21 protein-coding genes are annotated in these 18,773 nt (G+C 72.0%); 10 read left to right on the top strand and 11 right to left on the bottom strand.

Going from position 1 to position 18,773, the window contains the following annotated elements:
* Positions 1 to 7 precede the first annotated feature (7 nt).
* Genes AMK25_RS28760 through AMK25_RS28750 form a run of 3 tightly spaced genes read left to right on the top strand, consistent with a single transcriptional unit; the run spans position 8 to position 1,795 of the window.
* A complete protein-coding gene (locus AMK25_RS28760; protein ID WP_073831500.1) occupies positions 8 to 547 on the top strand; it encodes an NUDIX domain-containing protein in 540 nt (179 codons plus the stop codon).
* A 44-nt stretch (positions 548 to 591) separates the two neighbouring features.
* Positions 592 to 1,455, top strand: a complete 864-nt coding sequence (locus AMK25_RS28755) for a nucleotidyltransferase family protein (protein WP_073831548.1) — start codon at positions 592 to 594, stop codon at positions 1,453 to 1,455.
* Between the two features lie 52 nt (positions 1,456 to 1,507).
* Positions 1,508 to 1,795 carry an Lrp/AsnC family transcriptional regulator gene (locus AMK25_RS28750; RefSeq protein ID WP_043329379.1) on the top strand — a complete coding sequence of 96 codons (288 nt, stop codon included), beginning with the start codon at positions 1,508 to 1,510 and terminating at the stop codon, positions 1,793 to 1,795.
* 61 nt (positions 1,796 to 1,856) lie between these two features.
* Here AMK25_RS28750 and AMK25_RS28745 read toward each other — a convergent pair whose 3' ends face one another.
* From AMK25_RS28745 to ctaE, 5 genes are all read right to left on the bottom strand, one after another.
* The gene (locus AMK25_RS28745; protein ID WP_073831499.1) at positions 1,857 to 2,525 is read right to left on the bottom strand and encodes a DUF4142 domain-containing protein; all 669 of its coding nucleotides are present in this window, start codon (positions 2,523 to 2,525) and stop codon (positions 1,857 to 1,859) included.
* A 209-nt stretch (positions 2,526 to 2,734) separates the two neighbouring features.
* A complete protein-coding gene (gene qcrB, locus AMK25_RS28740) occupies positions 2,735 to 4,366 on the bottom strand; it encodes a cytochrome bc1 complex cytochrome b subunit (protein ID WP_073831498.1) in 1,632 nt (543 codons plus the stop codon).
* Positions 4,363 to 5,451: a cytochrome bc1 complex Rieske iron-sulfur subunit gene (qcrA, locus tag AMK25_RS28735; protein ID WP_073831497.1), complete on the bottom strand. Its 1,089-nt coding sequence runs from the start codon at positions 5,449 to 5,451 to the stop codon at positions 4,363 to 4,365. The genes qcrB and qcrA overlap by 4 nt, the downstream gene beginning before the upstream one ends.
* Positions 5,452 to 5,518: 67 nt before the next feature.
* Positions 5,519 to 6,352 carry a cytochrome bc1 complex diheme cytochrome c subunit gene (gene qcrC / locus AMK25_RS28730; protein ID WP_073831496.1) on the bottom strand — a complete coding sequence of 278 codons (834 nt, stop codon included), beginning with the start codon at positions 6,350 to 6,352 and terminating at the stop codon, positions 5,519 to 5,521.
* Between the two features lie 72 nt (positions 6,353 to 6,424).
* A complete protein-coding gene (ctaE, locus tag AMK25_RS28725; protein WP_030500142.1) occupies positions 6,425 to 7,024 on the bottom strand; it encodes an aa3-type cytochrome oxidase subunit III in 600 nt (199 codons plus the stop codon).
* Positions 7,025 to 7,132: 108 nt separating this feature from the next.
* On the opposite strand from ctaE, the gene AMK25_RS28720 reads away from it, so the two are divergent.
* The 4 genes from AMK25_RS28720 (at position 7,133) to AMK25_RS28705 (ending at position 10,052) form a co-directional block, all read left to right on the top strand.
* The gene (locus tag AMK25_RS28720; protein ID WP_073831495.1) at positions 7,133 to 8,086 is read left to right on the top strand and encodes a cytochrome c oxidase assembly protein; all 954 of its coding nucleotides are present in this window, start codon (positions 7,133 to 7,135) and stop codon (positions 8,084 to 8,086) included.
* Positions 8,087 to 8,190: 104 nt separating this feature from the next.
* Positions 8,191 to 8,589 (top strand): hypothetical protein, encoded by a 399-nt coding sequence (locus AMK25_RS28715; protein ID WP_073831494.1) that lies wholly within the window; start codon positions 8,191 to 8,193, stop codon positions 8,587 to 8,589.
* Positions 8,590 to 8,668: 79 nt separating this feature from the next.
* The gene (gene trpD, locus AMK25_RS28710; protein WP_073831493.1) at positions 8,669 to 9,715 is read left to right on the top strand and encodes an anthranilate phosphoribosyltransferase; all 1,047 of its coding nucleotides are present in this window, start codon (positions 8,669 to 8,671) and stop codon (positions 9,713 to 9,715) included.
* A gap of 130 nt (positions 9,716 to 9,845) precedes the next feature.
* Positions 9,846 to 10,052 (top strand): hypothetical protein, encoded by a 207-nt coding sequence (locus AMK25_RS28705; protein ID WP_073831492.1) that lies wholly within the window; start codon positions 9,846 to 9,848, stop codon positions 10,050 to 10,052.
* A 1,023-nt stretch (positions 10,053 to 11,075) separates the two neighbouring features.
* On the opposite strand, the gene AMK25_RS28700 is transcribed toward AMK25_RS28705, so the two are convergent.
* Both AMK25_RS28700 and ctaC read right to left on the bottom strand, forming a co-directional pair.
* The gene (locus tag AMK25_RS28700) at positions 11,076 to 11,504 is read right to left on the bottom strand and encodes a cytochrome c oxidase subunit 4 (protein WP_073831491.1); all 429 of its coding nucleotides are present in this window, start codon (positions 11,502 to 11,504) and stop codon (positions 11,076 to 11,078) included.
* 10 nt (positions 11,505 to 11,514) lie between these two features.
* Positions 11,515 to 12,486 (bottom strand): aa3-type cytochrome oxidase subunit II, encoded by a 972-nt coding sequence (gene ctaC, locus AMK25_RS28695; protein WP_030500135.1) that lies wholly within the window; start codon positions 12,484 to 12,486, stop codon positions 11,515 to 11,517.
* Between the two features lie 171 nt (positions 12,487 to 12,657).
* Here ctaC and AMK25_RS28690 point away from each other — a divergent pair, with 171 nt between their 5' ends.
* Both AMK25_RS28690 and AMK25_RS28685 read left to right on the top strand, forming a co-directional pair.
* Positions 12,658 to 13,809 carry a cysteine desulfurase family protein gene (locus AMK25_RS28690; RefSeq protein ID WP_073831490.1) on the top strand — a complete coding sequence of 384 codons (1,152 nt, stop codon included), beginning with the start codon at positions 12,658 to 12,660 and terminating at the stop codon, positions 13,807 to 13,809.
* Positions 13,806 to 14,024, top strand: a complete 219-nt coding sequence (locus AMK25_RS28685) for a sulfurtransferase TusA family protein (protein ID WP_073831489.1) — start codon at positions 13,806 to 13,808, stop codon at positions 14,022 to 14,024. Before AMK25_RS28690 ends, AMK25_RS28685 begins: the two co-directional genes overlap by 4 nt.
* Before the next feature lie 59 nt (positions 14,025 to 14,083).
* Here AMK25_RS28685 and AMK25_RS28680 read toward each other — a convergent pair whose 3' ends face one another.
* The 4 genes from AMK25_RS28680 to AMK25_RS28665 form a co-directional block, all read right to left on the bottom strand.
* Positions 14,084 to 14,635, bottom strand: coding sequence for an AAA family ATPase (locus AMK25_RS28680; protein WP_073831488.1), 552 nt, complete (start codon positions 14,633 to 14,635; stop codon positions 14,084 to 14,086).
* Positions 14,632 to 15,606 (bottom strand): carbohydrate kinase family protein, encoded by a 975-nt coding sequence (locus AMK25_RS28675; protein ID WP_073831487.1) that lies wholly within the window; start codon positions 15,604 to 15,606, stop codon positions 14,632 to 14,634. The genes AMK25_RS28680 and AMK25_RS28675 overlap by 4 nt, the downstream gene beginning before the upstream one ends.
* Before the next feature lie 178 nt (positions 15,607 to 15,784).
* Positions 15,785 to 16,153 (bottom strand): iron-sulfur cluster insertion protein ErpA, encoded by a 369-nt coding sequence (gene erpA, locus AMK25_RS28670; protein WP_043329360.1) that lies wholly within the window; start codon positions 16,151 to 16,153, stop codon positions 15,785 to 15,787.
* 139 nt (positions 16,154 to 16,292) lie between these two features.
* A complete protein-coding gene (locus AMK25_RS28665; protein WP_198937696.1) occupies positions 16,293 to 17,453 on the bottom strand; it encodes a glycerate kinase family protein in 1,161 nt (386 codons plus the stop codon).
* Between the two features lie 43 nt (positions 17,454 to 17,496).
* Between AMK25_RS28665 and nadA the strand changes: the two genes are divergently transcribed.
* Positions 17,497 to 18,672 carry a quinolinate synthase NadA gene (gene nadA, locus AMK25_RS28660; RefSeq protein WP_073831485.1) on the top strand — a complete coding sequence of 392 codons (1,176 nt, stop codon included), beginning with the start codon at positions 17,497 to 17,499 and terminating at the stop codon, positions 18,670 to 18,672.
* Positions 18,673 to 18,773 lie beyond the last annotated feature (101 nt).

The raw sequence follows: 18,773 nt of genomic DNA, 5'->3' as shown, positions 1-18,773 counted from the left end.
GGACGACATGATCCCCCGCGCGCGTGCCACCGGACGGGCCATCGGCTACCAGATCTTCTACCGGCTTCCGGTCCCGCTGCGGCGGCGGCTGGTGCGGCTGGTGGTGCCGAAGTACGTCGTCGGCGCGGTCACGCTGGTCCGCGACGCGGAGGCCACCGGCGCGGGCCGGATCCTGCTGCTGCGCCAGCCGCCCGGCTACAGCTGGACGCTGCCCGCCGGGCTGCTGCAACGCGGCGAGGCCCCGGTGGTCGGCGCCGCCCGGGAGCTGTACGAGGAGTCCGGCGTCCGCCTGTCCCCGGACGCGCTGCGCCCGGCGGCGCCGAACGCGGTGGTGCACGCCAAGGGCTGGGTGGACGTGGTCTTCGAGGCGGAGGTGCCGGCGTCGCGCACCGAGCTGAAGGTGGACGGCGCCGAGGTCTTCGAGGCCGCCTTCCACCCGCTGGACGACCTGCCCCGGCTCAGTCGCGCCACCGCCAACCTGCTGGGCTACTACGGCATCGGCCCGCGCGCCGGCGAGGTCCCGCCGGCCGCGCCACCGGCCGCGTGAGCACCCCGGTCCCCGGCGCGCCCGACCCGGCGGCCCCCGGCGCGGTGACCCCCGGCCCGGCGGCGGGGGTCGAGGTGTGCGCGGTGGTGCTGGCCGCCGGCGAGGGCACCCGGCTGCGCCCGCTCACCGAGCGGGTGCCGAAGGCGCTCTGCCCGGTCGGCAACGTCCCGCTGCTGGACCGGGCGCTGGCCCGGCTGGCCGGGCTCGGCCTCACCGGTCCGGAACGGGTCGCGGTGAACGCCTGCTACCTGGGTGACCAGGTCGTCGCGCGGGTGGGCGACCGGGCCCACCTGTCGGTCGAGCCGGACGCCCCGCTGGGCACCGCCGGTGGTGTGGGCCGGCTGCGCGACTGGATCGCCGGCCGGGGCGTGCTGGTCGGCAACGCCGACGCGTACCTGGCCGATCCCCTGGCCCCGCCCGGGCCGGACATCGCCGCGCTGCTGGACGGCTGGGACGGGCACGGCGTACGCCTGCTCGGCCGGCCCGCCGACGACCCGGACGCCCCCGGGACCTTCGACGGCCACGAGTTCGTGGGTTTCTCGCTGCTGCCCTGGCGGCTGGTCCGCGACCTGCCGGCCACGTTCGGCGACCTGGTCCGGGCGGTGTGGCGGCCGGCGGAGGCGGCCGGCGCGCTCACCGTGGTGCCCTACCGGGGGACGTTTTACGACACCGGCACCCCGGCCGACTACCTGGACGCCAACCTGCACGCCGCCGGCCCGGACGGGCTGGTGGACCCGTCCGCAGCCGTGACCGGCCGGGTCACGGCCTCGGTGGTGGGCGCGGGCGCGCGCGTGCACGGCGACGCCGACCGGTCCGTGGTGTGGCCGGGCGCGCGCGTCGCTGCCGGGGAACGCCTCCACCGGGTGATCCGGGCCGGGGACGACCTGACCGTCCCGGCGGCGCGCTGAGGGCCGCTGGCTCTAGCATGGGCCTCGTCGCCGACGAACGGAGAACCGTCCCGTGATCACCGCGATCGTGCTGATCGACTGCGCCACCGACTCCATCCCCGAGGTGGCCGAGACCCTGGCCAACCTGCCCGGCGTCAGCGAGGTCTACTCGGTGGCCGGGCACGTCGACCTGATCGCCATGGTCCGCGTCCGGGAGTTCGAGCAGATCGCGCAGGTCATCGCCGGCAGCATCTCGAAGGTGCCGGGCGTGCTGAACACCGAGTCGCACATCGCCTTCCGCGCCTACTCCCAGCACGACCTGGAGGAGGCGTTCGCGATCGGGCTCGCGAGCGCCGACTGACACGAGCCGGTGACCGGCCCGCCCTCGTGGGCGGACCGGTCACCGTCGACCGTGCGGTACGTCAGCTCTGGCTGGGCACCGGAGTTTCCGTGGTGCCCGGAGCAGGCTCCTCGGTCTCGGTGCCACCCGGAGCCGGCGACTCGGTGCCACCCGGGGACGTCGTGCCGCCCGGGCTGGGCGTGCCGCTGGCACTGGTCTGCGGAACCGGGACACCCAGCGTCTGGGCCAGGGCCACCAGCGCGTCGTAGTGCGCCTGCAGGACCGGCAGCGCGTCCTGCGCGATCTGCACCACCGACTGCTCCGAACCCTGCGAGATCTCGGTCTGGGTGGCCTGGATGGCCTGGACGTGGCCGGCGAGCTGCGCGGTCACCCAGGCCTTGTCGAACTCGGCCCCGTTGAGGTTGTTCAACTTGTCGAGGACCTTCTGCTGGTCGGCGGTCGGGTCCGCCGGCAGCTGCACGTTGAGCTGCTGGGCGGTCGACTGCACCGTCTGGTCCAGCTGGGTGTGGTCCGTGACGAACATCTTGCCCAGGTCCTTGACCTGCTGGTTCTGGCCCTTTTGCTCGGCCAGGTTACCGGCGGTGATCTCGAACAGGTTGACCTGGTGCACCGCCTGCAGGTACTGCGTGTCCTGCGTCGACGGCTGCGCCGCGGCCTGCGCCGCGGCGGCGGGCGCCAGCCCCACGACCACCAGCGCGGCCATCAGGCCCAGGCGTTTGATTCCCAGCATTCTTCCTCCCCCATGAGACGTCGGACCGCACGGATACCCGGCTGACCGGGGTTATTCCTGCGATTCCACCCGTCCGTGTCGGAGGGCGGCGGGGACCGGTGCACCGCACGCCGGGCACCGGGCGGGCACAACCGGACGAGAAGCGCGAAAACGGCAGTGGCGCCCGCCGGGTGATCCGGCGGGCGCCACTGTCAGTCGTACCGGGAAGGTCAGCGACGGCTCTCGCCGCTGCCGATCTCCTCCCGCTCCGGCCGGTCCTCGACCGGCGGGTGCCCCGGCGAGACCGGCGCCTCGGCCGGCTTCTCGATCGGGTAGAAGAAGCCCCGGATCGCCGGGCCGAGGGCACCGAGCCGGTTCATCTTCTTCGGCACCACCCAGCCGACGTAGTCCAGCGCCGGCGGGTGACCGTCGTGCCCCTCGGCCGAGGTGAGCGGCTGGTGGACCTCGACGAACCGGCCGTCGGGCAGCCGCTTGATGATGCCGGTCTCCACGCCGTGGGCCAGCACCTCCCGGTCGTGCTGCTGCAGACCCAGGCAGATCCGGTACGTGACGTAGTACGCGAGCGGCGGCAGGATCAGCAGGCCGATCCGGCCAGCCCAGGTCATCGCGTTCAGGCTGATGTGGAACTTGTCGGCGATGACGTCGTTGGCGCCGGAGAGCGTCAGCACGATGTAGAAGGCCAGCGCCATGGCGCCCACGGCGGTCCGGGCCGGAACGTCCCGGGGCCGCTGGAGCAGGTTGTGGTGCTTGTAGTCCTTGAGGCGGCGGGCCTCCAGGAACGGGTACATCGTCGACAGGCCCACCAGGATTCCGGGTAGGACCACAGTCGGCCAGAACAACGGTGGAATCACGTACCCGTTGCCGATCGGAATGTGGATCTCCCAGCCCGGCATGAGTCGGGTCGAGCCGTCGAGGAACATGACGTACCAGTCGGGCTGGCTGGCCGCGGAGACCACCCACGCCTCGTACGGGCCGAACAGCCAGATCGGGTTGATCTGGAACATGCCGCCCAGCAGCGCGATCACGCCGAAGACGACCATGAAGAAGCCGCCCTGCTTGAGCGCGTAGCGCGGGAACATCCGCTCGCCGACCACGTTGTCGTTGGTCCGGCCGGGGCCGGGCCACTGGGTGTGCTTCTGCTTGAACACCAGGCCGAGGTGCACGCTGATCAGCGCGACCAGCAGGCCCGGGACGAGCAGCACGTGGGCGATGAAGAAGCGGCTGATGATGATGGTGCCGGGGAACTCCCCGCCGAAGATCGACGAGCTGACCCAGGAACCGATCACCGGGATCGACAGGATGATCGCGGAGGCGATCCGCAGACCGGTGCCGGACAGGCCGTCGTCCGGCAGCGAGTAACCGGTGAAGCCGGCCAGGAAGCCGACCCAGAACAGCAGCGAGCCGATGATCCAGTTGGTCTCACGCGGCTTGCGGAACGCGCCGGTGAAGAACACCCGCAGCATGTGCACCACGATCGCGGCCATGAACAGCAGGGCCGCCCAGTGGTGCATCTGCCGCATGATCAGGCCACCCCGGACATCGAACGAGATGTCCAGGCTGGAGGCGTACGCGGCCGACATCGGGGTACCCCGCAGCGGCGCGTAGCTGCCGTTGTAGATGACCTCGGTCATCGTCGGCTCGAAGAAGAACGTCAGGAAGACGCCGGTCAGCAGCAGGACGATGAACGAGAAGAGCGCGATCTCGCCCAGCAGGAACGACCAGTGGTCGGGGAAGACCTTGTTCAGCAGCTTGCGCAGGGGCGTGGCCACCTGGAAGCGGTCGTCCACCGCCCGCGCGCTCTTGGCCGGCAGCGCGGCGGCATCAAACTTTCGGCGCTTCATGGCCGCTCCCAGAAGTCGGGACCGATGGTCTCGGTGTAGTCGGACTTCGCCACGAAGAAGCCCTCCTCGTCCACCTCGATCGGCAGCTGCGGCAGCGGCCGGTTCGCCGGGCCGAAGATCGGCTTGGCGTTGTCGGTGATGAGGAACTGGGACTGGTGGCAGGGGCAGAGCAGGCGGTTGGTCTGCTGCTCGTAGAGGCTGGCCGGGCAGCCGGCGTGCGTACAGATCTTGGAGTACGCGACGTAGTTGCCCCACATGTAGTCGCCGTGGCCCTTGCGCTCGTTCGCGGCGCGCGACTTCTGCGCGTCGTCCTCCCGCAGGTGGATGAGCAGGGTGGGCGAGTCGGCGTGCTTGTTGCTGACGCCGCCGTCGATACCCGGGAACACGGTGAGCTGGCCACCGACGCTGACGTCGGCGGGGCGGATCGGACGGCCGTCCTCACGGATCAGCCGGATCTTCTTGCCGCCCTCGCCCGGCTGGAAGCCGGTGGTGAACATCTGGTTGTTCTTGTGCGGCTGCTCGATCAGGCCACCGATCAGCGGCGCGGCGGCCACCGCGCCCACCGGCGCCAGGCCGGCGAGGAGCGAGATGCCGAGCAGCGGCCGGCGGCGTACGCCCATCTCGTCGGCCAGGTAGAGCATGGTCTCACCGGTGATCTTGCGACTCTCCGGGTTGTCGACCTGGTCGTGACGATCCTGGATCGACACCTCCTTGGGCAGCAGCTTCTTGCCCCAGGTCAGGATGCCGAAACCGATGCCGAGCAGCGCCAGGCCCAGCGTCACGCCGAGCAGCGGGGTGTAGAGCTTGTCGCCGCCGCGACCCGGCTCCCACTGCCACGGCCACCAGATGTAGACCACCAGGAACGCGGTCGCGAAGACGCCGGTCAGCAGGAACATCAGGGCGACGGTACGGGTCAGCCGGCGCTCGGCCTTGCTGCCCGGGACCACCTGCGGCTCGTAGTGGACGATCTCGATGTCGTCCCGCCGGGCGCCCTCCTGAACGACCTCGAACCGGGAGAGCCGGGGGTCGTTCACGTCGAGCGGCTCCGGGCCACGCTGGGCCTGGTGCTCGGTGTGGGTGCTCATGCCGTCACCTCGCTACGGGTGACGCCGGGGGTCGGCGCCACAGCACTGGAACCATTGATCCGTCCGGTCACGACTTGCCCGCAATCCACAGGCTCGCGAAGACCAGCGCGACGATGCCGACCAGGAAGATCGCGATCCCCTCGGTCGACGGGCCGTACCGGCCCAGGTTGAAACCGCCCGGGTCGCCGTCGTGCTTCAGCGTCTCCTGGATGTAGGCGATGATGTCCGCCTTCTCCTCGGGCGTGATCTGGTTGTCACCGAACACCGGCATGTTCTGCGGGCCGCTCAGCATCGCGGCGTAGATCTGCCGGTCGCTGGCCGGCGCGAGGCTCGGCGCGTACTTGCCGGAGGACAGCGCGCCGCCGCCACCGCCGAAGGCGTGGCACTGCGAGCAGTTGATCCGGAACAGCTCGCCACCGGTGGCCAGGTTGGCGCCCTCACGCAGGTCGCCGTTGGGCACCTCCGGACCGCCACCGAGCTCCTGGATGTACTGCCCGAGCTGGCGCACCTGCTCGTCGGTGAACTGCGGCGGCTTGCGCATGGCCTGGGCCTCCTGCCGGGCCATCGGCATGCGACCGCTGCTCACCTGGAACTCCACCGAGGAGGACCCGACGCCGATCAGGCTCGGACCACGGCCCTCGACGCCCTGGGCGTTGCGACCGTGACAGGTCACACAGCTCACGTCGAACAGCGCCTTACCCTCGTTGCCTGCGGCGGTCAACGGCGGGTTGTCCTGCGCCTGCACGCCGGGGGCGAAGACGGTGTAGGCACCGCCGGCCAGCATCAGCGCGGCGAACAGCCGGACCGCGGCGCCCAGCCGGCGGCGGCCCCTGCTGCGCGCTACGGGCCGCCCGCGCAGCCGCGCGAGCAGACCGCGTCGGCGGTCGTTGTCAGAAGTCATGACCTGTGTCCTTAACCGGTTGGACCTTGTCTCAGGGGACGGAGCAGCGGCGCGGTTCGTGACGCGCCAAGATCACTGGAGCCAGTAGATCATGGCGTAGAGCCCGATCCACACGACGTCCACGAAGTGCCAGTAGTAGGACACGACGATCGCCGAGGTCGCCTGGGCGGGGGTGAACCGGCCCATGGTGGTGCGGATCATGAAGATGATGAAGGCGACCAGACCGCCGGTCACGTGCAGACCGTGGAATCCGGTGGTGAGGTAGAACATCGACCCGTAGCCGTCTTCGTTGATCTTCACGCCCTCGTGCACCAGGGTCCGGTACTCGTTCAGCTGACCGAGTACGAAGATCAGACCCATGATGAACGTGATCGTGAACCACCGGCGCAGGGCGTGGACGTCGCCGCGCTCGGCCGCGAACACACCGATCTGACAGGTGATCGAGGAGAGCACCAGGATCACCGTGAACGTGGTCGCGTACGGGATGTTCAGCACCTCGGTGTGCTTCTCCCACTGCTCCGGCGCAGCCGCGCGGATGGAGAAGTACATCGCGAACAGCGCCGCGAAGAACATGAGTTCGCTGGAGAGCCACACGATCGTCCCGACGCTGACCATGTTGGGTCGGGTCAGGGAGTGGATCCGGCTCTTGTCAATGGCTGGGGCCGCAGTCACGCGGTCATTATTGCCCCTGACCGGGACCGACGATCAGCGGGGTGCCAAACCCGCCCCCTCCGTGGCCCGATCGTGGTGGTCCGCTTCGCCTGACCTACCCTGAAAAGCGTGCTGCACGTCGATCAGATCCTCGCCGTCACCTCGGCCCTTCCGGCGACGCTGGCGGCGGGAGGCGAGAGCGCCCCGCCGCCGTTCACCGTGGCCCGGGTGTTCACCGAGACCCGGCTGGACAGCTGGCTCACGCTGGGCATCGTGCTGGCCGCCGGTCTCTACCTCTACGGGGTGCACCGGCTGCGGCTGCGCGGCGACCGCTGGCCGGTCATCCGTACCGTGTCGTTCCTCGGCCCCGGCCTCGGCGGCATCGCGCTGGTCACGCTCACCGGGCTCGGCGCGTACGACACCGCCCTGCTCTCGGTGCACATGGTCCAGCACATGGTGCTGTCGATGATCGCGCCGATCTTCCTGGCGCTCGGCGCGCCGGTCACGCTGGCGCTGCGCACGCTGCCGGTACGCCCGCGCAAGCGCCTGCTCGCGATCGTGCACAGCCGGATCGCGCGGATCTACAGCTTCCCGCTCGTGGCGTTCACCATCTTCGTGGTGAACCCGTTCGCGCTCTACTTCACCGACCTCTACGAGTTCACCCTGCGTCACGAGTGGGCACACGAGCTGGTCCACGCGCACTTCATCGCCACCGGCTGCGTCTTCTTCTGGCCGCTGCTCGGCCTCGACCCGCTGCCCGGACGCTGGCCGTACCCGGCGCGCGCGCTGCTCATGCTGCTCTCGGTGCCGTTCCACACCGTGCTCGGGCTCACCATCATGCAGAGCACCACGCTGTTCGGCGGCGACTGGTACCCGTCGCTCAACCTGTCCTGGTCCGACCCCTGGAACGACCAGGTGGTGGCCGGGGGCGTCCTCTGGGCCGGCGGCGAGTTCGTCAGCGTCACCATGCTCGCCGTCCTGGTCGTCCAGTGGGTCAGACAGTCCGAGCGCGAGGCCCGCCGGCTCGACCGCGAACTGGACCGCCAGGAGGCCCGCGAGCGCGCCGCGGAAACCAGCGCCTGAGGCCCCTGCAGGGGTACGCCCCGAGCCCGCCCGGGCGGGGCGACAGGCCGAACGTGACGCCCGCTACGATCAGCGGGCAGCTACGAGGTGGGAGCCACGTCACGATGAGCGATCGTCTTTGCACCGTCCTGCTCTACAGCGACGACCCGAAGGTCCGCGACCGGATGCGGCTGGCCGTGGGCACCCGGCCGGCGCCCGGCATCGAGATCGAGTTCGTCGAGGCCGACGAGTACGCCGCCTGCGTCCGGCTGGTCGACGACTACGAGATCGACCTGCTGCTGCTCGACGGCGAGGCGAGCCCGGGCGGCGGCATCGGCATCGCCCGCCAGATCAAGGACGACCGGGACGACGCGCCGCCGACCTGCGTGGTGCTGGCCCGCGCCGCCGACCGCTGGCTGGCCGCGTACGCCGAGGTCGACGCCACGCTGACCCACCCGCTGGACCCGGTGATCGCCGGCAGCACCGTCGCGGAGCTGCTGCGCCGCACCACCGCCGCCGCCTGATCCCCCGGCCTTCGCGCGCCACGGCGACGCGGCCGTGGCGCGCCCCAACCGCTTTCCTCACGCCGCTCGGAGGCCCGTCATGGGCGAACGGACCTGGCCGCTTCTGCTCAACGCGCTGCTGCGCGGCGAGGAGCTCTCCACCGCCGACACCGCGTGGGCGATGGGCGAGATCATGGCCGGCTCGGCCACCCCGGCGCAGATCGCCGGGTTCGCCGTGGCGCTGCGCACCAAGGGCGAGACGCCCGCCGAGCTGGGCGGCCTGGTCGAGGCCATGCTGACCCGCGCGGTGCCGGTGCGGCTGCCCGACGAGGTACGCGAGACCGCGCTGGACGTGGTCGGCACCGGCGGTGACCTCGCGCACACGGTGAACATCTCCACCATGGCGGCGCTCGTGGTCGCCGGGGCCGGCGTCCGCGTGGTCAAGCACGGCAACCGGGCCGCCTCCTCCTCGTGCGGCACCGCGGACGTGCTGGAGGAGCTCGGCGTACCGCTGGACCTGGCACCCGAGCAGGTGGCCCGCTGCGTCACCGAGGCCGGCATCGGCTTCTGCTTCGCCGCCCGCTTCCACCCCGGCATGCGCCACACCGGCCCGGTCCGGCGCGAGATCGGCGTACCCACCGCCTTCAACTTCCTCGGCCCGCTGACCAACCCGGCGCGGCCCCGCGCGGGCGCGGTGGGCTGCTTCGACAAGCGGATGGCCCCGGTGATGGCGGCCGTCTTCGCGGCCCGCGGCGACTCCGCGATCGTGGTACGCGGCGAGGACGGCCTGGACGAGTTCAGCACCGGCGCGCCCACCCGGGTCTGGGTGGCGCAGCAGGGCACCGTCACGGAGGCGCTGCTGGACGCGGCGGAGCTCGGGGTGCCCCGGGCCACCCTCGCCGACCTGCGCGGCGGAGACGCGGCCTACAACGCCGACGTGGTCCGCCGCCTGCTGGCCGGCGAGACCGGCCCGGTGCGGGACGCGGTGCTGGTCAACGCCGCTGTCGCGCTGTCCACCCAGGGCCCGCTCGACGGTGATCTGCACGAGGCGCTGCGGGCCAACCTGGACCGCGCCGCCGAGGCCGTCGACTCGGGCGCCGCCGCTGCCGCGCTGGACCGCTGGCTGGCGGTCGCGCGCACCGCCTGACGCGGGCCTGGCGCGGGTGTTGTCGTACCGGCGTGCCAAACTACACGGGAGTTATTTTCCGTTTTCGGTCTTTGGTCCACCGGCCGGCGCCCCACCGCCCCGGCCGGTGCCCGGAGCGAGAGGAGCCCCCGTGTCTGACCGCGAGCTGCACTGCGACACCTGCGAGGACGTCGTGCTGTTCGAGGCGCCGCCCTGCGGCGACGGGCACGGCGTCGACTGCCCGGAGCTGATCTGCACCGGCTGCGGCGCGGCAGTGGTGATCGCCACGTTCACCTTCCGCCCGACGCGCCTGTCCGGCCGCCGCCCTCGCCGCCCGTCCCACCCCCAGGCCGCCTGACCTCCCCTCCCCTCCCGCCCTTCCCGCGCCGCACCGCGCCTCTTCCCGCGCCGCGTCGTTCCCGCGCGCACCGCGCCGTTCCTGCGCCGGGCCATTCCTGCGCTACGCCTTCTCCTGTGCCGCGCGCCTTCCGCGCCGTGCACCTTCTGCACTTTCCGCGCACCGCGCCGCACCCCTGCTGCACCCTCTCCGCGCACCCGCGCCTGTCCGCGCCGCTTGCTTACGCCGCTGGGCGCGGCCGCCCACCCTTCCCGCCCCCGCCACGCCCGACAGTCCAACCGCCCGCCGCTCGTGATCAAGGAGTCTGTGTCCCCCACGGTTGTCCAGGCGGACACAAACTCCTTGATCACCTCCCCGTGGCCTGCAGGGGCGGGCGTTCCCCCGTCCGAAGCGGTGATCAAGGGGTTTGTGTCACCGGCGGTGCGCGAAATTGCCCCAAACTCCTTGATCAACGGGGCAGGGCGGGTGCCGGGAGCACGGCAGGCGTTGGGCCTTGGGCGTGAGTGTCGGCGGTGACCCCGTGACGGCACCGCGCCATGGGAGACGGACTGCGGTTTCGCCCACCAGGCCAAGCCGCGCGACGAGATCTTGGAAGGAAACGGCGCTCATGGCCCGCCAGAAGGGCCCCAATCTTCCAAGATCTCCGACAGCGCCCCGCCCCGAGAGGGATAAGTCAGACAGAAGGCCCCTCACCCCGGCTTGATCGACTCCACTTCCCCGAAGTGGCGGCATCATCACCCTTGATCAACACCATTTCCCCGAAGTGGTGCCATCAGAGGCTCCGCGACACCACCACTTCGGCGAGCTGGTGTTGATCTCGCCGGGCGGCAGCGCGCCGGAGGCGGAGCGGGACAGCGCCAGGCCGACCGCACGGGCGGTGATCATGAGGTTGGCGGGGACAAAAAGGACCGCCGATGCCGTCAACTTCATGATCAACGCGCGCAGCGCGGGGGTAGGCGGGAGGGGGGAAAGCGGCAGGCCCGCTACCCCGGGAGGGGTGCGGGCCTGCGGTGGTGCTTCGGGTCAGTGCTCGGCGGTGCGGCGGGTGCCGGAGTAGTACTCGAAGAGCAGCCCGCAGGTGGCGAAGACCACCGCCACCATGCCCAGTCCCAGCAGCCAGAACTGCCAGAACACCAGACCGAGACCGGCGATCGCGGCGGCCAGCGCCAGACCGAACGGCCAGTAGCTGCCCGGGCTGAAGAAGCCGACCTCACCGGCGCCGTCGGCGATCTCGCCGTCCGGCCGATCCTCGGGGCGCAGGTCGATACGGCGGGAGACGAACCAGAAGAAGCCGCCGCACATGGCACAGAGCAGGAAGGAGAGCAGCAGCGCCACGGTGCCGATCCACTCGATGCGGCCGTCGCTGTCGGCGTACGTCCAGGCGCCGTAGAGGATGGCCGCGCCGAGGAGGAACGTGGCGATGGTGAGGAAGATCTTCCACTCGGTCTTCATGCCGGACCTCTCAGCTTCCCGCGCCGGCCTGGGCGTCGGACGGGTTGAAGTTGTTCACGTCACGCCGGGTGTCGAACGGCTTCGTCTCGGTGGCGTACTCGGGCTCACCGATCGCGCCGAGCGCCTCCTGGGTCGACTTGCCGGCCTTCTTGGCCGCCAGGAACTGGTCGTACTTCTCCGGCGAGACGACCCGCAGCTCGAAGTTCATGAAGGCGTGGTAGCTGCCGCACAGCTCGGCGCAGCGGCCGACGAACGCGCCCTCCTGGTCGATGCTGGAGACCTCGAACGTGTTGCGCACGTTGCCCGGCATGACGTCGCGCTTGAACAGCAGCTCCGGCACCCAGAACGAGTGGATGACGTCGCGGCTGGTCTCCTCGAACCGGATCGAGCGGCCGCTGGGCAGCACCAGCACCGGGATGACCTCGCTGGTGCCCAGCACCGAGGCGACGGTGTTGGCGTCGCGGCCCTCGCCGTCGCGGTAGTTGAACTGCCAGTTCCACTTGAACGCCACGACCTCGACTGTGACGTCCGGGTTCTTCGACTCCTTGATCACGTCGGTCTGCACGACCGCCGTGTAGTAGAAGAGCACGGAGACCACGAGGATCGGCGCGATGGTGTAGAGGAACTCCATCGGCAGGTTGTAGCGGGTCTGCACCGGCAGCTCGTTGCCGCGCTTGCGGTAGCGGACCACGCACCAGAAGATCAGGCCCCAGACGAACACACCGACGGCCAGCGCCGCGATGCAGGACGCGATCCACAGGTCGTACATGCGCTGCGACTCGGGCGTGATGCCGCCCTGCGGCCAGCCGAACCCGCCGAACGCCTTGCCGACGTCACAGCCGGTGAGCGAGACCAGCAGCGCCGCCGCGCCGAGACCGAGCCCGGCGATTCGACCAGCGCCACGCCGCCGGCGTCCACCGGCTCCCGGGGAAGCGCTGTCCCGTACGGCCGAGCGCCGTACCTCCGAACTCCTTGCGACCACCTGGTCCTGCCTCCCTAGCGCGCCGCGGCGGTTGTTCTCCCTGACACCGACGGCAAAGGCGTCACCGACGGTCGCAGATTACTCGACCATGACCGGCCAGGCCGTCTTGGGGTCGCTGTCCACCCCCATCGGGGGGATCTTGGGCGTAACCGGGCGATAGCGTGGAACGTCATGAGCGCCTCCCCGGTCTACCTGGACGCCGCCACCGCGGCTCCGCTGCATCCGGTCGCGCGGCAGGCGATGCTGGCCGCCCTGGACGACGGCTGGGCCGACCCGGCCCGGCTCTACTCGGCGGCCCGCCGGGCCCGCCAGCTCCTCGACGCCGCGCGGGAGGCCGCCGCGCAGACGCTCGGCGTCCGCGCCGACGAGCTGTCCTTCACCCCCAGCGGTACGGCGGCAGCGCACGCCGCCGTACTCGGTGCCCTGGCCGGGCGGCGGCGGGCCGGGGCGACGCTGGTGCACTCGGCGATCGAGCACTCGGCGGTGCTGCACGCCGCGCAGCGGCACACCGCCGCCGGCGGCGCGGCGGTGTCCGTACCGGTGAACCGGTCGGGCCGGGTGGACCTGGACGCCTGGGCGTCGGCGGTGGCCGCGCCCGGCGTGGCCCTGGCCGCGCTGATCGGGGCCAGTCACGAGGTGGGCACGGTGCAGCCGGTGCCCGCCGCTGCCGAGTTGTGCGCCGAGGCGGGCGTGCCGCTGTACGTGGACGCGGCGCAGCTCGTCGGCCGGGCGCCGCTGCCGGCGGGCTGGTCGGTGCTGACCGCCAGCGCGCACAAGTGGGGCGGGCCGCCCGGCGTCGGGCTGCTGGTGGTGCGCAAGGGCGCCCGGTGGGAGTCGCCGTACCCGGCCGACGAGCGGGAGTCGGGGCGTACCCCGGGGGTGGTGAACCTGCCGGCGGTGGTGGCGGCGGCGGCGAGCCTGCGCGCGGCGGCGGCCGACGCGGCGGCCGAGGCGGCGCGGCTGGGTCCGCTGGTGGACCGGATCCGGGCGCGGGTGGCGGCCGAGGTGCCGGACGTGGAGGTGGTCGGCGACCCGGTGGACCGGTTGCCGCACCTGGTGACGTTCTCCTGCCTGTACGTCGACGGCGAGGCGCTGCTGCACGCGCTGGACCGGCGCGGGTTCGCGGTGTCGTCCGGCTCGTCGTGCACGTCGTCGACGGTGCGGCCGTCGCACGTGCTGGAGGCGATGGGGGTGCTGTCGCACGGCAACGTGCGGGTGTCGCTGCACCGGGAGACCACCGAGGCGGACGTCGAGCGGTTCCTGACCGAGCTGCCCGGGATCGTCGCCGACCTGCGGGCGGAGGCGGGGGTGACGGACCTGTGAGCGAGCCGGACGAGGTGCTGGACTGCCGGGGGCAGCGCTGTCCCCTGCCGGTGATCAATCTCGCCCGGCTGGTGCCGGGGCTGCCGGCGGGCGCGGTGGTGCGGGTGCTGGCCGACGACCCGGCGGCGGCGGTGGACATCCCGGCGTGGTGCCGGATGCGCGGGCACGAGTTCCTCGCCGCGCACGAGGGGCCCGCCTACGACGTCCGGGTGTAAGGAAGGGCCCCTTGTTAACGCCTCGGGTAGAGGAAGGGGCCCTTCTTAACACCCAACGCTCAGCTGAGGTAGGCGAGGATGCCCGGCAGCGGGTCGGCCGCCACGGCGGTGTCGACCACCAGGCGCGGGCCGATCAGCGGCTCGTACTCGGCGCGGCGGCGCAGCGTCAGCTCCCAGGTGCCGTCCTCGGGCGGGCGCGCGTCGACCCGGCGGCGGTGCTCCGCCTCGTCGCCGCAGTGCACCTCGATCACCCGCAGCGGCACGCCGGCCCGTTCGGCCACGTCGTGCCAGAGGCCCCGGGCGCTGGCGACCGGGTTCACCGCGTCGACCACCACGCTGAGCCCCAGGCCGAGCTGCACCTCGGCCAGCCCGGCGACCGCGCCGTACGCGGCCATGCCCGGCACGTCGCCGGTGAGGCCGTAGCGGTGCAGGGCCCGCTCGACCGGGTCGACCGGCAGGACCGGGGCGCGCAGGGCGACGCCGACGCGGGCGGCCAGGGTGGTCTTGCCCACGCCGGGCAGCCCGGCGAAGGCGACGAGAACCGGGCCGCCGGAGCCGGGGCGGACCGCCTCCGGGTCCACCCCGCCCCCCGGGACGGCCGCGCCGGTCACAGCAGGTGCGGCCGGACGTCCTCGGCGGCCGCGTCACCGTACGACTCGGCGAGTCGCTTCACGAACAGGTCGCGGCGGACCTCGTACTCCTGGCCGCCGAAGTTCTCCAGCACGAGCGTGGCGAGCAGGCAGCCGACCTGGGCGGCGCGCTCCAGGCCGACGCCCCAGTCGAGCGCGGCGAAGAATCCGGCCCGGAAGCCGTCGCCGACGCCGGTCGGGTCGACCGCCTGGATCTCCCGGGCGATCGGCACCCGGATCGTGCCGATCTCCCGGCCGGCGATCTCCACACCCTGCTTGCCCAGCGTGGTGACCCGCACCTTGACCCGGTCGAGCAGCTGCTCGTCGGTCAGTCCGGCCTTGCTCTGCAGCAGCGAATTCTCGTACTCGTTGGTCATCAGGTAGTCGGCGCCCTCGACCAGGCCGAGCACGTCCTCGCCGTCCATCCGGGCGAGCTGCTGGGACGGGTCGGCGACGAAGGCGTAGCCGCGGTCCCGGCACTCGCCGGAGTGGCGGATCATCGCAGCCGGGTCGTTGGCGCTGACCAGCACCAGGTCGAGGCCGCCGAGGCGCTGCGCCACCGGCTGCAGCTCGATGTTGCGGGCCTCGCTCATCGCCCCGGCGTAGAAGGAGGCGATCTGGCACATGTCGGTGTCGGTGGTGCAGACGAAGCGCGCGGTGTGCGCCACCTCGCTGACGTGCACCGAGTCGCAGTCGACGCCGTGGCGCTCCAGCCAGGAACGGTAGTCGGCGAAGTCGGCGCCGACCGCGCCGAGCAGCACCGGGCGCAGCCCGAGCTGGGCCATGCCGAAGGCGATGTTGGCGGCGGTGCCGCCGCGCCGCAGGACCAGCTCGTCGACGAGGAAGGAGAGCGAGACCTTGTCGAGCTGGTCGGCGATGAGCTGGTCGGCGAACCGGCCCGGGAAGCTCATCAGGTGGTCGGTCGCGATCGAGCCGGTTACGGCGATCTTCATGTCAACCCTCGTGGTCGGGAGCACGGCGCGGTCAGCCTACCGGCCCCCGGACCGGACGGACGGCGGTCGGTCACCAACCGGTCGATCAGCGCACACCCGGACGTCACGCACGGGGTACGACGAAGCGGCGGGCCGCCCCAGTCGGGGACGGCCCGCCGTTTTCGGTCGGTGCGTCGACTCAGCTGAAGGAGTCGCCGCAGGCGCAGGAGTTGCCCGCGTTCGGGTTGTCGATGGTGAAGCCCTGGGCGTCGATCCGGTCGGCGAAGTCGATGGTGGCGCCGGTCAGGTAGGGGGCGCTCATCCGGTCGACGACGACCTCGACACCGTCGAAGTCGGTGACGATGTCACCGTCGAGCGAACGCTCGTCGAAGAACAGCTGGTACCGCAGGCCGGAACAGCCACCCGGCTGCACGGCGACCCGGAGCCGCAGGTCGTCGCGGCCCTCCTGCTCGATCAGGGCCTTGACCTTCTGCGCCGCGACGTCGGTGAGGACGACGGTGCTGGGGGCCTTGGCCTCGGTCGACTCGGTCTGCGCTGGCGTGGTCACGTGGAAGTCTCCCTGCGCGGTATAGGTCCGGACGTCCTGGCCAACGCCGCACGTCCGCCAGTGATTCCCGGTGTGGTCCGTCTTTCGATCGTACGCCGCCGTCGGCGTCACCACCCGGCGGCGTGACCAGCGGAACCGGTCAGCGGCTCCACTGCCCGGCCAGCCGCGCGCCGAGCGCGCGGAGCCCCTCGGCCGGGCGCGTCATCGCCGCGTCCACTCCCCCGTGCTCCTCGCCGCCGAAGTGCTCCACCAGGCTGTACGCGTCGGTCACGCCCGCCGCGGCGGCCTCCCGCCGTCCGGTGCTCACCCGTCCCGCCAGCACCACGCAGGGCACGCCCCGGTCCCGGGCGGCCCCGGCCACGCCCGCGACCACCTTGCCGCGCAGCGACTGGTGGTCGAACGAGCCCTCGCCGGTGATCACCAGGTCGGCGGCGTCGAGCGCGGCGTCCAGCCGCACCGCGCGGGTGACCAGCCCGATGCCGGATTCGCACCGGCCGCCCAGCGCCAGCACTGCCGCGCCGAGGCCGCCGGCCGCGCCGCCGCCGGGCAGCGCTCCCAGCCCGGGCGGGCAGCCCGGCAGCCGCTCGGTCAGCACCTCCGCCCAACGCTGCAACGCGGCGTCCAGCAGCAGCACGTCGGCCCGGTCGGCGCCCTTCTGCGGGCCGAAGACGCTGCTCGCGCCGTGCAGCCCGAGCAGCGGGTTGTCCACGTCGGTGGCGGCGACGAGCGTCGCGCCGCGCAGCCGGGGCTCGCCGTCGAGCGCGGCCACCGCGGTCAGCGCCGCGCCGCCGTACGGCAGGGCCCGGCCGGCGGCGTCGAGCGGGGTGACGCCGAGCGGGACGAGCATCCCGGCGCCGCCGTCGTTAGTGGCCGAGCCGCCCAGCCCCACCACCACTGTGCGCGCGCCCGCCTCGACCGCGGCGGTGACCAGCAGCCCCAGCCCGTACGAGGTGGTGGCCTTCGGGTCGCGTTCGGCGTCGGCGAGCAGGTGCAGGCCGCACGCCTGGGCGCTCTCCAGGTACGCCGTGCCGTCGTCGGTGAGCAGGATCTCACCGGTGGCCGGGCGGCCCAGCGGGTCGACGGTGGGCACCGGCAGCCGGCGTCCGCCGAGCGCCTCGGCGAGCACCTCGACGAACCCCGGTCCGCCGTCGGCCAGCGGCCGGACCAGCAGTTCGTCGCCGGGGGCGACGTCCCGCCAGCCCTCGGCCACCGCGGCGGCCACCTCGGGGGCCGACAGCGTGCCGGCGAACTTGTCCGGGCAGAGCAGCACGCGCATGCGCAGCAGTGTGGCAGGCCACATCCGAGGCGGCTGCGGCGCGGGCGCGCTGTGGGACCATGGGGGCGTGACTTCGACCTGGGTTGAGCCGTCCAACACCGCCACGGCGCTGCTGCTCCTCGGCCGCGGCAGCGACCCCGCCACCGAACGTGGCGTGGAGTGTCCGGGTGATCTCCCCGCGCCGAGCGACCCCGATCTGGTGGCGCGCGCCGCCGCCGCGAAGGCCGCGCTCGGCACGAAGGTGTTCGTGCTGGGGCACCATTACCAGCGCGACGAGGTGATCCAGTTCGCCGACGTGACGGGCGACTCGTTCAAGCTGGCCCGGGAGGCGGCGGCCCGGCCGGACGCGGAGTACATCGTCTTCTGCGGCGTGCACTTCATGGCCGAGAGCGCCGACATCCTCACCTCGGACGCACAGAAGGTGATCCTGCCCGACCTGGCGGCCGGCTGCTCGATGGCCGACATGGCGGTGCTGTCGCAGGTCGAGGCCGCGTGGGACACGCTCACCGACCTGGGCGTCGCGGCCGACACCGTTCCGGTGACGTACATGAACTCCTCGGCCGACATCAAGGGCTTCGTCGGCCGCAACGGCGGCGTGGTCTGCACCTCGTCCAACGCCAAGCGCGCGCTGGACTGGGCGTTCGAGCAGGGCAGCAAGGTGCTGTTCCTGCCCGACCAGCACCTGGGCCGCAACACGGCGGTGCTGGAGATGGGCTTCTCGCTCGACGACTGCGTGCTCTACGACCCGCACAAGCCCAACGGCGGGCTGACCGCCGAGCAGCTGCGGGACGCGAAGATGATCCTGTGGCGCGGTCACTGCTCGGTGCACGGCCGCTTCACGCTCGACAGCGTCAACGACGTACGTGAGCGGGTGCCGGGCGTGAACGTGCTGGTGCACCCGGAGTGCCGGCACGAGGTGGTGAACGCCGCCGACCTGGTGGGCTCGACCGAGTTCATCATCAGGACGATCGAGGCGGCGCCGGCGGGCTCGGCGTGGGCGGTCGGTACGGAGCTGAACCTGGTCCGCCGGCTCGCGCTGGCCCACCCGGACAAGCAGATCATGTTCCTCGACCGGGCGGTCTGCTACTGCTCGACGATGAACCGGATCGACCTGCCGCACCTGGTGTGGGCGCTGGAGGAGCTGGTCGCAGGCCGCGTGGTCAACCAGATCACAGTCGATCCGGAGACCGCCCGACACGCCCGGTCGGCGCTGGACCAGATGCTCGCGCTTCCGGGAGCCTGATCACCCTCGGTCACCCCACTGGCACACAAACGCACCGGACACCCGGTTCGTGCCCTCGCTGGTGTTGTGACCGATTCCATTTTCGTCACGGAGGGCTATGC

This window comes from Micromonospora sp. TSRI0369 (assembly GCF_001905625.1).
GTDB lineage: Bacteria > Actinomycetota > Actinomycetes > Mycobacteriales > Micromonosporaceae > Micromonospora > Micromonospora echinospora_A.
This window is presented reverse-complemented; position numbering and strand designations above follow the sequence as displayed.